This is a genomic window from Pseudoalteromonas sp. SCSIO 43210 (assembly GCF_054133285.1).
In genome coordinates this window covers 1,142,526-1,154,838 of the sequence record NZ_CP087225.1, presented here as the reverse complement: position 1 = coordinate 1,154,838, position 12,313 = coordinate 1,142,526, and the positions used below count along the sequence as shown (strand labels likewise).

Below are 12,313 nucleotides of genomic sequence, written 5' to 3'. Positions count from 1 at the left end.
TTGATAAACAAACCATAGCCGAGTTCATATTTTGATTCAATCGTTTACTGTATTTTACGTGGGATATAAAAGGGAGTTTTAATGGTGTTTTGATTGGCGTTTTAAAAGACATTATGGTGGCTATAATTACAAAATATAGCCACCCGTTTTACTTTAATGCTTATTTAAGGGCTTATTTAATCGTTACTTTTGCATCACTTACCCATGTTTCGGTTATAGCTTCATCATTTTTATCAACTAAATACGCGCGTATGTTCACCGGATTGTTGTTAGCTTGTTTGTAGTCAAACGCTAATCGCCATTGGTTTGTACCAACTACCGGATAAACCCCAATAGGCTCTAATATTTCACCGTTGCTGGCTTCAACAATCGGCTTTATAGCACTTTTGCTATCTAAGCCTTTAAATACTGGACCTTCAAAATCAATCACCATCTTGTTAACGCCTTCAGGAATAGGCTGGCCGGGAATTCCGCCTAAGCCTTGGCGAGTATTTACAACGCTTGCAAGCGTTTTTGATTTTGGATCGAGTGGACGCCATTCAATATCATAAGAAAAGGTAAACTCATCACCTTTGCGCGCCTCTTTTTCTGGCACCCAGTAGGCAACAATGTTGTCAAACGTCTCGTCTTTTGTTGGAATTTCGATTAACTGAACTGCGCCTTTGCCCCAATCGTCAGTAGGTTTTATCCACGCTGATGAACGCTTATTGTAAAATACGCCGTCGTCTTGGTAGTTATTAAAATCACGGTCTCTTTGGATTAAACCAAACCCTTTTGGGTTCTCATCAATAAAGCTATTGGTCGACACCGACTGAGGATTATTTAATGGGCGCCAAACGTATTGACCCGATCCTGTGTGAATCGCCAGGCCATCACTGTCGTGAATTTCTGGGCGCCAATCTTTAGCTTCTGTTTTATCTTTTTGTGAGTACCAATACATACTGGTTAACGGGGCTACGCCTAAGCGTTCAACATCGGCGCGCATATACAAATTAGCCGTTACAGAGGTAATATGGCCTTTGGCTTCTTTGTTATCTTTACTTAAACCAAATCGATAAGCACCAGTGATAGAAGGCCCTTCAAGCAATGCCCAAACAGACACACTTTCACCTTTTTTCTCTGCGGGACCAATCCAAAATGCAGAAAAGCGCGGAAACTCTTCTGGTTGATTCATACCCGTATTAATTGCAATACCTCGAGCCGACAGTCCATATTGCCCCTCTGGCCCGTCGGTACGAAAATAAGACGCGCCTAAAAAAGATATCCAATCTGGTTTCATATCTGGGCGCATTATTCTAAAACCTGCAAATCCAAACCCTTCTGGGAGATCGTGAGCTGGGCTGTCAGCCGGCATATCAAACAGTTCATTACTAAATGGTACATCTTGTGCGTGCTTTTTATTGTCTCTAATGTAAATACTTACAGGCTCTGGAAAATATCGGCCAGGGTAAAATAATTGTACAGGTGCCTTTTTTCCACTTGGGTATAAGGTTTCATCTTCTTTAAAGCGTATTTTCCAATGTTCGTCATACGTAATTTTATCGATTAACTCCGGCGCTGGCACCTTGGTTTCTGTATAGGGCTTTTCGGCTGAGGCTTTTGCCAGCGCTTTTAAGTCTTCGAATGAAAACTCCGTTTTATCTACTGCTTCTGTCGCGTAAGACGACATCGAAGTGCTAAAAATAATTGCGATAAATAACTTTAATTTCATAAAAAGAATGTCCAATAAATTGAGTCAAATAAAAATGGGAACGCTGCACGAACGTATGTTTAACTTAAAGTTCTGTATGGATATTACGTGACGTAATATGAACTAGCGTTTACTAAAGTATTGTTATTTGACTACAGGACCTCCCATAATTAATTTGTTTTTACGGGAATTGGTTTTAAGGGAAATTGCGCGCGTTTAATGATATCGCTGAAGTGAAAATAAACGGAGATTGCGCTGTTTATTGGACGAAGCCGTCAAGAGGTATGGATATATTTAGGTTTTAGTTGCCCACTATTCCAAGGCAAATATTTGTAGAGTGGCTGGTTTTTCTATTCGTTGTAGTTACATAGTTGATTTGGGCTAAAGCGTATTATAAGCAGTAAAAAGTGAAGGGTAAGCCTATATAGAACTCTGGTATTTAAATCGATAAGGATTACATTTAAGTGTTGAAAAACAAAGAGGCTCACCACTTTTAAAATTTGCAATTAATAGCTAAATTTGACTAGTCGTCCACCTCAGGGCGTGTTGTTACGTGTTTGATACATATAAAATTATATGTGATTTAACTCTATACCAAACAGCTAAGCCACCTATTTGCGAATAATCAAATGGTTGCCCATTTAGATTTTCTAAATTAACTATGATACCACCAACAAAACTTAAATCTAACACCTCAAATTTGTGAGGTTTAACAAACCATTCTGGCGATGCTATACCGTGTGAAAATGCATTACGAGTAGCGGATATTAGTGATTTTATAATTTTTATTTCACTATCATCAGATTTCACTTTCTCTAAAATACAATCTAAACAAATAGCCGTTGCGCCAAAAGCTGTACTTACTGCCATTTGAGATGCACGAACAATGCTATCTTGATTTTTAAATTCACCAGAAGAATAAGAAACATTTTCTTCATCGAGGTTCAATTGAAGATCTTGTCCAAATAAGTCAGCATCAATTTCTCCTAACTCTGCGTAACACATGTTTCTTATTGAGTACTCAAGTAATTTGAAAGATAGTTCGGTATCTTCAATTAAATTATTCACCACAACTCCAGAAACACATGACGAGCCTGTAGATTAACTCGTTTTTAATTTGTTTTTATTGATAAATAAACCATAGCTGAGTTCCTATTTTGTTCAATCAGTTACTCAGTTATACATAAACTTTCAAAAGCGGCTCTGGTAATAATTCAAAAGCCTGTCATCTCAATTCGATATATCGGCATTATTTTTTGTTTGATTTATACCAATAAGGATTTTCTCCAAATAAGTAAAAATAAGCATTATTGCTAACTGTAGGCAAACAAAAATAATAATGGAGAACGGTGAACTCGATAGCATGCTTTGTGTTGTTTTTCCCGAAGTGTCGGCCAAATAAAAATCAACACAGGTCAAAAGTAAAAATAGACCCGAAACATAAAGTACAACTTTAACTTTTGCACTACGCAGCTTTGAAACCACTTCATCATTAGTCATTTAAAACGCCTTCAACTGTATTATTTTTTTAAGGCGTTTTTTAATGACCTTTTGCTCGCAATAAAGCCCGATAAAACCACCAACAGCAATCGAAGCCACAACCAACAACCAATATAAAGAGCTGTTAGATGCCTGAATACCCGAAATATAAAGGTATAAGTTGAACGGGATAATAAAAAATAAGCTACCTAATACTTTAATGAATTCCCTAAAAAGCTCTGTATCAGACTTTGCTTTGTCGATATGAGAGTTAATAGTTTCATTTGATATCTCATTTAGCTCTGGGTATGTCTTTTGTAACCAATTTAAATAATTCAATTATGCATCCTTGTATTTTTATATCTAGTACTGCCTTAAATAGGCAAAATATATTTGCTAAAGTAAGCGACATAGCAGTAAAAACCAGATTTTTTTTGTTCTGCTTTACGACTTGTTATACGTTTTTACTACTCACTATTAGATTACAAGCTATCACCACATCAGATCGGTAATACTCTACAATTTCAACTAACTCTTTATCTGATTTAACTAAGAACTCAGCGGAACATCTTTCTCTAACATGAATTAAAGGTAAATGATCTGTATCAGATGAAATTACACCAAATACATGAAACTCAGTATTCCAGCATTGACCATACTTTTTATTTCCAATTTGACAAAGATTCATAACTATATTTAAGTAATCATCATCGCTTTCAAGTAATTTGGTAGCAAGTATAATTGCATCATCAAACATTTTATTTACACCGAGCTTTAGAAGCGTATAACGAGGCTGTAGAATAGCTCTAACAGCCAAATAATAGTAAGTTAAAATAGAGACGCAGAAAAATGTTATTTGTCCTAGTTTATTACTTGTTATAAACCATTAACTACCAAATTCTCGGCTAACAATTGCTGCGGGGACAATATCTTCTGGTAGATCACTAGAAGCCTTTTGAGCAAAGTCACCAGCCATACCAAATACTTTGTCAACTGGATCGACTTTCACTCCGTTTTCGACAGCTAACTCCAGAAGTTTCTTGCCGATATCGTTACAAGAACTAACCCAGTTTTTTGGTAATTTCCCCACAGTGATTTTAGGCTGACAAACTAGTTTAAAAGTTTCTTTACCTTCTTGTGTTTGAATTGAAACATCAACGAACCCACTTTTATATGGGTTAGCGAATACACTAGAACTAACCAGAATTATTGCTCCGACAAATATTTTTTTCATGACACTTCCTTATGGTTTATAACGGGCCTATAGATTGGCTCGTTTTTTATTTGTTTTTATTGATAAACAAACCATAGCTGAGTTCCTATTTTGGTTCAATCTTTTACTGTATTTTACGTGGAATATTAAAAGAGTTTGGTGTTGTTTTAATTGACGTTTTGGAGGGTATTACTGGATAATTTAGTGTGAGTGTTTTTTTACTCTGATGGGCAAAATATATTTGTTAAAATAAGCGATGCAGCAGAAAAACCTAGCAGTTGAGGATCATAATAACGTTGGTAATATTCCGTATTTTATTTAAAGGAAAATAGGCTCAATAAAGCCGAGTTGTTTAGCATTGTTTAATAAAAATTGTTGTCGTCTATCGGGCTACCAATTACTACTTTCATCTTGTCAATACAGCTCAGACTTTTGCGTGATGCACTTTCATGGATGTAACCTAACTCACTGCTATCATTGATAATTGACGTAAAAGTCAGAATGGGTGTCATCCTAACTTTTAGCGCTTGCTGCCCACCTCAGCGCGTGTTGTTATATGCCGCTTTAAACTTACTATAAAGCAACTTCCATTTTAAAGTAAGAAACATCAGCCTTATAAAAACGTTCCCCGTATGGCTGCATACCGAAGCGCTGATAGAAACTTAAAGCTGATTCTCTAGCATCACACCAAAAAAAATTTACAACCGTATTATTAAGAGAGTGAAGAATAAACTTTAGCATTTGAGAGCCAATGCCTTGCCCTTGATAATCAGTTTTAGTAGCAAACTTACGTAGGCGAGCTTTATCTGATTTTATGTATACGGAGGCAACACAAACAAGCTCGTCATTAACAAAGGCACCAAAATGCATTGCGTCATGATCGCCATCAACATGGCAATATTCAGGAGGCTTGTTTGGCCAAAGAACACTTTGTCGAAGCGGGATTGTTTGCTCCCAGGAAATATTGCGAATTTCCATATGATTTTGCAGAGCCTCCATTGGCTTATAACGAGCCTGTAGATTAACTCGTTTTTTTATTTGTTTTTATTGATAAACAAACCATAGCTGAGTTCCTATTTTGGTTCAATCTTTTACTGTATTTCACGTGGAATATAAAAAATTGTTAGCTGTTGTTTTAATTGGTGTTTTGGAAGGTATTACGGGAAAGTTTAGTGTGGTTGGCTTTTTACTCTTTCTTTCATTGTAGCTCAGCTTTTTGCGTGATTCATTTTTATAAAACTCACTTAACCCGCTGCTTTAATTTATTATTTATGTAAAAGTTAGAATGAATTTCATCCTAATTCTTTAGCTTTTGTTTAACTCTATTTTTGAAACGTAAAATACAATACCAGCAACAAGGCCTACTATAGAAAATAAAAACAATTGTAAAAAGCTATATCCATAACCTATTAACGTAATTGAACCATTTTCGACCAATACCTTACCATTAATAATTGAGCTATCTAAACCTGAAGGGAAAACAAAAAAGAAAGAAACTAAGCAAGTAGATATAACTGAAGATTTGAGCACTGTATTTAGCGAATAATCACAACTTTTAGTGATAAATTTATAAATTGGAAATGCTGTTACTGGAACTAAAATTAGAACAACTATTAACGTCCAAATAAATATACCAAAAGGAATAATAGTAAATTTCATTTCAATTGCCATTGGCGCTAAAAATGCAACAACTAAAGAGGCTAAAATAAAGCTAAATATTGTTCTCAACTCGAAACCCTCTTAGAAAGCTAACGCCTGCCATAACCAGATTTGTGGCGCTCTTGCACAAATCTGGTTAATGGTTTTGTTATGTAAGGTCACCGTCAAGTCCAAATTTTTCCCTGTTCAAAACTAGCGCTGCCAGCACAGTTACTCCTAACACTGTACCAACAGGGAACATGAAGAGTAACAATGTTGAATATATTATTAGTGCCCAAAAAAGCCACTTAGTTCGATAGTTTAAGCCCACAACGGAAAATGTTAAAAAGCAAAGTGCAACTAAAAATAAGATGAACCCTGTTGCTGTAGACAAAGCTGTTGATGACATTTCTTCTTGTGATATTTTAGGTTCATTACTTCCAAACAGCGTTATCTCTTGAAATGAAGTGGACATAATTAAATACGAATCAACAATTCCCCAAAGAGGTGCCCAGAAAAGCAATAATCCCAAAACTGCGACGTATTTCCCTATAGTTTCCTTGTTCATCATCTCTCCTCACGTAGTTACATAACGAGCCTGTAGATTAACTCGTTTTTTATTTGTTTTTATTTGTTTTTATTGATAAATAAACCATAGCTGAGTTCCTATTTTGGTTCAATCGATTACTGTATTTTTACGCAGAATATAAAAGGGTTTGATGTTGTTTTAATTGGCATCTTGTAAGGTATTACGGGTGGTTGAACAGCTTTAATTTAGGTTGAAAGGGCTTACTCTTCTTAGTGCGTAGCAAAATTTAGGATGGATGATGTCAAATTATTTTGTTATGTTTTTTTGTACAGATAATACCTAAACAAAAAGGCTTGGAATAATGCCGCCAAACCTAATATTTGAGGGGTGTTATTAAACAAGCCATCAACCACAACTATTAGTGGTATTGCGATATAAAAAGCATAAGAGCCGTTAGTGTACTTTTTTGAAAACCAGTGAACAGGAAAGCCAACCACTAACCAACCAACGATAGAAATTAGTAGGTAAACGCCAATATAAAGTAAAAAAGTAACGGCAAGTCCAGAAATATCACCAAGTGATGAAGGTGCCAGCCCATTGAATAAAAACCATACAGGGATTCCTATACCAACATAGCCAATACTTTTTATTACAGCATTATCCCAGTTACTTGAATTCAACTACGGACTCCCTGAAAACATAACGAGCCTTTAGATTAACTCGTTTTTTATTTGTTTTTATTGATAAACAAACCATAGCTGAGTTCCTATTTTGTTTGTAATAATGTTCACCAAGAGCAAAATGTATTTTTATCTTATTTTAATTATTCTTATTGGCTACTGGTTAAATAGCCTTTCGCATTTTATTTAATAACTCGTAGCATGCTTTATACAACAGTATTTCCATGTCTTCGTTATGATACAAAGGACCCCAACGAAAAAAGCCTCTTAAGCTAAATTTTTTAGCTATGAATTCGCGCCACGTAACAGATTTAGAAACGCTGAACGTTTTAATCGTTTTGTTGTGTTTAATGTTATACAAGCGCGATACTAACTTAACTTTTGGTCGCCAAAATAGCGGAATAATAGCTGTATCAAAATCTATAGTGAATGCATCACCACCATGCAAAGTAACTATAACAACATCTAAACCAATATCTGACTTTTTAGGCTCTTTAATAGACGAAATACTGTGAAGACAAAAAATATCTTCAAGCTTCTTGTGCATATGATCTTGTAGTGAATCGCCCGTTATATAAAAAAACGACTCTACCTTAGAAAAATGGCTGCTATTAGCTACAGCTAACGATCCCAAATAAACATTTGGCTTTTCAGAGCTAAACCAATCGAATAGCAAATTTAAATTCCTTTTTTACTTATGCCGAATAAATAGGCCGTAAGGTTGTTATCTAAGGTTAGGATGAAAGAGCAAAAACCAGCTTTTTTTGTTCTGCTTTACGATTTATTTACCCTCAACTCTTTTACGACGTAATTGAATACCAAGTAATGTCCCTAATAAAACAGCAATAACATGCAGAAAAGCTGGAATTAAATATATCAGGGGATCCATTGATATTTCTAATAAAATGTATAGTAAGGCACCGACACTTAGATCAATAAACCAATAAACCGCCGCAACTAAAAAGGCTTGTTTATAGGGGCTCACTGTTTGCTTATAGCCTAGGTAACAATAAACGATTAAAGAGGTTACAAATCCGAGGACGTAATAAGTAAAAGTTAATGAGGTACTTTGAGTCATTTCATCAAAGCCAACAATCTTTGTTGCTATTGTTGATAAAGCAACTAGCAATAAATACAAGCCTACTGAAAAGAGTACAATCCTAGAGTATTTCACGATAATCCTTTAGCAATACAACGAGGCTGTAGAATAGCTCTAACAGCCAGATTCAATTAATTAGTTTCTTTAATCTTAACGAGCCTGTAGATTAACTCGTTTTTTATTTTTTTGATAAACAAACCATAGCTGAGTTCCTATTTTGGTTCAATCTATTACTGTATTTCACGTGGAATATAAAAATTATTAGCTGTTGTTTTAATTGGTGTTTTGGAAGGTATTACGAGAAAGTTTAGTGTGGTTGGCTTTTTACTCTTTCTTTCATTGTTGCTCAGATTTTTGCGTGATTCATTTTTATAAAACTCACTTAACCCGCTGCTTTAATTTATTATTTATGTAAAAGCTAGAATGAATCTCATCCTAACTCTTTAACTTTTTTTAACTCTATTTTTGAAACGTAAAATACAATACCAACAACAAAACCTACTATAGAAAATAAAAACAATTGTAAAAAGCTATATCCATAACCTATTAACGTAATTGAACCATTTTCGACCAATATCTTACCATTAATAATTGAGCTATCTAAACCTGAAGGGAAAACAAAAAAGAAAGAAACTAAGCAAGTAGATATAACTGAAGATTTGAGCACTGTATTTAGCGATAACCACAACTTTTAGTGATAAATTTATAAATTGGAAATGCTGTTACTGGAACCAAAATTAGAACAACTATTAACGTCCAAATAAATATACCAAAAGGAATAATAGTAAATTTCATTTCAATTGCCATTGGCGCTAAAAATGCAACAACTAAAGAGGCTAAAATAAAGCTAAATATTGTTCTCAACTCGAAACCTTCTTAGAAAGCTAACGCCTGCCATAACCGATTTGTGGCGCTCTTGTACTAATCCGGTTAATGGTTTTGTTATATAGCGTCACCGTCAAGTCCAAATTTTTTCTTGTTTAAAACTAGCGCTGCCAGCACAGTTACTCCTAGCACTGTACCAACAGGGAACATGAAGAGTAACAATGTTGAATATATTATTAGTGCCCAAAAAAGCCACTTAGTTCGATAGTTTAAGCCCACAACGGAAAATGTTAAAAAGCAAAGTGCAACTAAAAATAAGATGAACCCTGTTACTGTAGACAAAGCTGTTGATGACATTTCTTCTTGTGATATTTTAGGTTCATTACTTCCAAACAGCGTTATCTCTTGAAATGAAGAGGACATAATTAAATACGAATCAACAATTCCCCAAAGAGGTGCCCAGAAAAGCAATAATCCCAAAACTGCGACGTATTTCCCTATAGTTTCCTTGTTCATCATCTCTCCTCACGTAGTGACATAACGCTTCATTAAGAAGCGAGTTTAGACTTGTTATATGTTTATTTACTCAACTATTTCTTTACCGAACTTATCCATTTTGCAATCACATTTTGGCAAGTCCAACCACCCCACATTAATTGCTGAATATTTTCGGGTATAAGTAAAGCTGGCATTTTCTCATCGCACTTTGGACAGAAAACCTTATCTAAATTGATAGCCATTTTTGAACGTTCTGAGTTCGACATGCTCACTTCCTTATCAAATTAAACTCTAAACTTGAAAAACATATAACTCCCGTCTAACTCGCAATGTGTTGGCATGGCTTTTTGCGTTATTTACGTTATTTACGTTATTTGCCAAAACTGTGACAACTAATCATTACCGGAGTTTAGGCGCTTGTTAGAATTTTTTATTCACCATACTTTCTCATGAATAAATTAACACCTTCCAGCATTAATTTAACCCTTGCTGTACCACCAAGCTCTTCCCATTCACCATGAGCTGCATGATTTCTCATTCCTCCCCAAGAAGCTATATCTTTCATATCCTGTTTAGTTATTAATTCTTCAGCACGTAAGGTGGTAGCGTAAGAATCAAGGCTTGGCTTTTTTGGCCCCAATGATAGTTCTTTGTCTTCTACCCAGTTTCTAAGAAACTCCTCCAAAGATGCTCCTATCAATATAGTTGGAGCAGCGGGGTGAACTTTATTAGAGCGTAATAATCCTTGTGCTTGATCAAGAAAGTCTGAAGTCACATCAATTTCAGCTTGTCTTCTTGGGCTAAGCCCTCCAACAAGCCCATCGTCAAGATGATCTATAAATGAGCGTAAAATTTCAGAAAGGTATTGACCTGCTCTGGCTTTATCAGTTGGCATAGAAGATATAGCAGTTAAAAAAGGGCTTTTTGCTCCTGCAAATTTAACTAGAAAATCAGAAACTCTTGCATATATCCCTTTAAATTTAACGTAATCTTTTTCACCAATAGTATTGGATATTTGAATTAATTTTTCTGCTAATTTTATAACATCATCAGTTTGCACAATAGTCCCTTAAAATTCTAACGCCTAATTAACAGGCAAAAAATTGTTGGCTAAAATAAGTGAACGTAGTGAACAAAAAGCCAACTGTTTTTTGTCCTTGTTTAATTTTTTGTTATGCTTGTTTTTCCAACAAGGTTGCGATTTCGTTTTTATGTAATTGCTCAATAACCTTTGGCGTTGTTATGGTTCTAAATTTTCCGCCAGTTTCGATGTATTTATACTCTTCCTGGGTCGGTTCTGGCGTATAACCAGCAAAATCGGATAAGTTTAGAAAATAGTCATGAGCATATCGGTATGCTGCCACTAAGTCATCGGTCGTAGTGCCAACAGTTAAATACTCACTCTTCCCTTTACCTTTAACATCTATTTCCAGCGATACTCCTTTGAGCGCAAGATCATTGTAGATTTCAGGTAAACCCAAACAATGACTTAAATAATGGATAGTCACACAAGCATTAAGCATATAGAAGCTAAAAGACATATCGGGATTTTTGTTTCTAAGAACACTATCAATTTCAAAACGTGCGGAAGACAAAGTTTGCTCTATATTTTTAAACATTTCTTTGTTTATTTCAGGCACTCCAAAGCTAGGGGTGCCTATAAAAAAGTTTTTGTGTAAGCGAGGATGAACACTCGAATTGACTTTCAGAGCACCAAAGTAATCAGTTTCACCAAGCTGAGAGAAATAAGAAAATAATTCATTCCTATGTGAATAAAATGAATCTAAATTATTTTTATGGCTTGTGATAGTAATTTGTTTTGCTGTTTGTTCTGTAGCGTGAAACCGAGTTACTAATATTGTTAGTGGTAACCCTAATGACAGAAACGTAAGTGGTATTGTACTTATATCAAAAAACGTCGAAAGACCTTGGGAACTAATATCAATAATATAACCATCCCATGCTATTACACCAAACACAAAGAAATATGATGTAGGTAGTAGTATACCCAGCCACAATAAACCTTGGTTAAGGAGGCCTTTATTGGCATTTAGCTTAAAAGAGTCTATGCCTAAAACAAAAATAATACCGCATACAACAAGAAGTGATGGCCCCAATATTATCAATGCTAATTTGAACACTTCAGTCAAGTTTACCTCCACAAGCATAACAGCTTATTGACAACACTTTGGGGGTTATAACACCCCAAAATGGCGTATATTACATTGTTTAATAATTCCACTAAATAACTTTAATGTAAACAAGTGATTAGGCATGTTATAAAAAGGTCTTTGTTATTTTTCACCAAAACGATTTTTAATGATGTTATCGGACAAAATTAAAACAGCTGTTTATTTAAACAGCTGGCTCTGTAAGTTAGCTTTATTTATGTAGCTACCTTTTACGACCATAATTAACAAACACACGATGACCAAGCGCCATATATGGACATATAAAGGCTTACTTATTACAGAATTAGCATTTTTATACGCTTTAATAGTTGGCGTTTAGCCTTGTTAGGTGGAAAAACTCGAGTAAAGAACAAAAGAAAGTAGTAGGTAAATTTTGGCTTTATGTATTTAGCGCGTAATTAGCTAAAGCATTGGTGAGATAAGCGAGCCATAAACATATTGATTGATACAGACTCGCTGAGGTGCTTATG

Annotated in this window: 17 protein-coding genes; all 17 read right to left on the bottom strand. The window is 35.0% G+C overall.

What is annotated here, in order from left to right; genetic code table 11:
* Positions 1-172 precede the first annotated feature (172 nt).
* The 17 genes from LOS73_RS05185 to LOS73_RS05105 all read right to left on the bottom strand — a co-directional run bounded on the left by LOS73_RS05185 (position 173) and on the right by LOS73_RS05105 (position 11,801).
* Complete coding sequence (locus LOS73_RS05185) at positions 173-1,711, bottom strand: glucan biosynthesis protein (protein WP_457934603.1); 1,539 nt, start codon at positions 1,709-1,711, stop codon at positions 173-175.
* 528 nt (positions 1,712-2,239) lie between these two features.
* Positions 2,240-2,758 (bottom strand): hypothetical protein, encoded by a 519-nt coding sequence (locus LOS73_RS05180; protein ID WP_165725081.1) that lies wholly within the window; start codon positions 2,756-2,758, stop codon positions 2,240-2,242.
* Positions 2,759-2,920: 162 nt separating this feature from the next.
* Positions 2,921-3,190, bottom strand: a complete 270-nt coding sequence (locus LOS73_RS05175) for a hypothetical protein (RefSeq protein WP_165725082.1) — start codon at positions 3,188-3,190, stop codon at positions 2,921-2,923.
* Positions 3,191-3,508 (bottom strand): hypothetical protein, encoded by a 318-nt coding sequence (locus tag LOS73_RS05170; RefSeq protein ID WP_010553581.1) that lies wholly within the window; start codon positions 3,506-3,508, stop codon positions 3,191-3,193.
* A gap of 115 nt (positions 3,509-3,623) precedes the next feature.
* The gene (locus tag LOS73_RS05165; RefSeq protein WP_457934602.1) at positions 3,624-3,926 is read right to left on the bottom strand and encodes a hypothetical protein; all 303 of its coding nucleotides are present in this window, start codon (positions 3,924-3,926) and stop codon (positions 3,624-3,626) included.
* Positions 3,927-4,055: 129 nt separating this feature from the next.
* On the bottom strand, positions 4,056-4,403 hold the full coding sequence (locus tag LOS73_RS05160; RefSeq protein ID WP_024593237.1) for a hypothetical protein: 348 nt from the start codon (positions 4,401-4,403) through the stop codon (positions 4,056-4,058).
* Between the two features lie 552 nt (positions 4,404-4,955).
* Positions 4,956-5,360: a GNAT family N-acetyltransferase gene (locus tag LOS73_RS05155; RefSeq protein WP_024599991.1), complete on the bottom strand. Its 405-nt coding sequence runs from the start codon at positions 5,358-5,360 to the stop codon at positions 4,956-4,958.
* A gap of 327 nt (positions 5,361-5,687) precedes the next feature.
* Positions 5,688-6,110, bottom strand: a complete 423-nt coding sequence (locus LOS73_RS05150; protein WP_024593235.1) for a hypothetical protein — start codon at positions 6,108-6,110, stop codon at positions 5,688-5,690.
* 79 nt (positions 6,111-6,189) lie between these two features.
* Positions 6,190-6,591, bottom strand: a complete 402-nt coding sequence (locus LOS73_RS05145; RefSeq protein WP_457934601.1) for a hypothetical protein — start codon at positions 6,589-6,591, stop codon at positions 6,190-6,192.
* Positions 6,592-6,863: 272 nt separating this feature from the next.
* The gene (locus tag LOS73_RS05140) at positions 6,864-7,229 is read right to left on the bottom strand and encodes a hypothetical protein (RefSeq protein ID WP_033038240.1); all 366 of its coding nucleotides are present in this window, start codon (positions 7,227-7,229) and stop codon (positions 6,864-6,866) included.
* A 163-nt stretch (positions 7,230-7,392) separates the two neighbouring features.
* Positions 7,393-7,905 carry a hypothetical protein gene (locus LOS73_RS05135; protein WP_033038241.1) on the bottom strand — a complete coding sequence of 171 codons (513 nt, stop codon included), beginning with the start codon at positions 7,903-7,905 and terminating at the stop codon, positions 7,393-7,395.
* Between the two features lie 105 nt (positions 7,906-8,010).
* Complete coding sequence (locus LOS73_RS05130) at positions 8,011-8,358, bottom strand: hypothetical protein (RefSeq protein WP_033038259.1); 348 nt, start codon at positions 8,356-8,358, stop codon at positions 8,011-8,013.
* 642 nt (positions 8,359-9,000) lie between these two features.
* Positions 9,001-9,192: a hypothetical protein gene (locus LOS73_RS05125; protein ID WP_457934600.1), complete on the bottom strand. Its 192-nt coding sequence runs from the start codon at positions 9,190-9,192 to the stop codon at positions 9,001-9,003.
* Between the two features lie 78 nt (positions 9,193-9,270).
* Positions 9,271-9,672, bottom strand: a complete 402-nt coding sequence (locus tag LOS73_RS05120) for a hypothetical protein (protein ID WP_457934599.1) — start codon at positions 9,670-9,672, stop codon at positions 9,271-9,273.
* 71 nt (positions 9,673-9,743) lie between these two features.
* Positions 9,744-9,917: a hypothetical protein gene (locus tag LOS73_RS05115; RefSeq protein WP_457934598.1), complete on the bottom strand. Its 174-nt coding sequence runs from the start codon at positions 9,915-9,917 to the stop codon at positions 9,744-9,746.
* A gap of 164 nt (positions 9,918-10,081) precedes the next feature.
* Positions 10,082-10,711 carry a hypothetical protein gene (locus LOS73_RS05110; RefSeq protein WP_457934597.1) on the bottom strand — a complete coding sequence of 210 codons (630 nt, stop codon included), beginning with the start codon at positions 10,709-10,711 and terminating at the stop codon, positions 10,082-10,084.
* 112 nt (positions 10,712-10,823) lie between these two features.
* Positions 10,824-11,801, bottom strand: coding sequence for a hypothetical protein (locus LOS73_RS05105; RefSeq protein ID WP_457934596.1), 978 nt, complete (start codon positions 11,799-11,801; stop codon positions 10,824-10,826).
* Positions 11,802-12,313: the final 512 nt, after the last annotated feature.

Excerpts from the sequence above, each read along its gene's own strand:
- LOS73_RS05175 (WP_165725082.1), bottom strand. The coding sequence starts at position 3,190 with ATGACTAATGATGAAGTGGTTTCAAAGCTGCGTAGTGCAAAAGTTAAA.
- LOS73_RS05115 (WP_457934598.1), bottom strand. The coding sequence starts at position 9,917 with ATGTCGAACTCAGAACGTTCAAAAATGGCTATCAATTTAGATAAGGTT.
- LOS73_RS05145 (WP_457934601.1), bottom strand. The coding sequence starts at position 6,591 with ATGATGAACAAGGAAACTATAGGGAAATACGTCGCAGTTTTGGGATTA.
- LOS73_RS05120 (WP_457934599.1), bottom strand. The coding sequence starts at position 9,672 with ATGATGAACAAGGAAACTATAGGGAAATACGTCGCAGTTTTGGGATTA.
- LOS73_RS05185 (WP_457934603.1), bottom strand. The coding sequence starts at position 1,711 with ATGAAATTAAAGTTATTTATCGCAATTATTTTTAGCACTTCGATGTCG.
- LOS73_RS05155 (WP_024599991.1), bottom strand. The coding sequence starts at position 5,360 with ATGGAAATTCGCAATATTTCCTGGGAGCAAACAATCCCGCTTCGACAA.
- LOS73_RS05160 (WP_024593237.1), bottom strand. The coding sequence starts at position 4,403 with ATGAAAAAAATATTTGTCGGAGCAATAATTCTGGTTAGTTCTAGTGTA.
- LOS73_RS05165 (WP_457934602.1), bottom strand. The coding sequence starts at position 3,926 with ATGTTTGATGATGCAATTATACTTGCTACCAAATTACTTGAAAGCGAT.